Annotated in this window: 1 pseudogene; it reads right to left on the bottom strand. The window is 69.0% G+C overall.

The features are described from left to right. A pseudogene (locus ACFQSB_RS40410) lies at positions 1-529 on the bottom strand (DNA-directed RNA polymerase subunit beta); the annotation flags it as partial.

Genomic DNA, 529 nt, shown 5'->3' with positions numbered 1-529 from the left:
TGGCCGCCGAACTGGGCCTTACCGCCGAGCGGCTGCTGGGTGATCATGGAGTACGGACCGGTCGAGCGGGCGTGGATCTTGTCGTCGACCAGGTGGAGCAGCTTGAGGATGTAGATGTAGCCGACCGCGATGGGATAGGGGAACGGTTCGCCGCTGCGGCCGTCGAACAGCCGGGCCTTCCCTCCGCGCTGCACCAGCCGGTCCCCGTCACGGTTGGGGACGGTGCTGTCGAGCAGCCCGACGATCTCCTCCTCGTGGGCGCCGTCGAAGACCGGGGTGGCCATGTTGGTGCGCGGGGCCACGGTCTCGAGGCCCTTGTCGCGCAGCCGCTCGGCCCAGGCCTCCTGGATGCCGGAGATGTCCCACCCTCGGGCGGCGATCCACCCCAGGTGGGTCTCGAGCACCTGGCCGACGTTCATCCGGCCGGGCACGCCCAGCGGGTTGAGGATGATGTCGACCGGGGTGCCGTCCTCCAGGAACGGCATGTCCTCCACGGGCAGGATCTTGGAGATGACGCCCTTGTTGCCGT

Source organism: Sphaerisporangium rhizosphaerae, assembly GCF_042665155.1.
GTDB lineage: Bacteria > Actinomycetota > Actinomycetes > Streptosporangiales > Streptosporangiaceae > Sphaerisporangium > Sphaerisporangium rhizosphaerae.
Note: the sequence above shows the minus strand (reverse complement) of the source record. Positions and strands in the feature narration are given on the sequence as shown.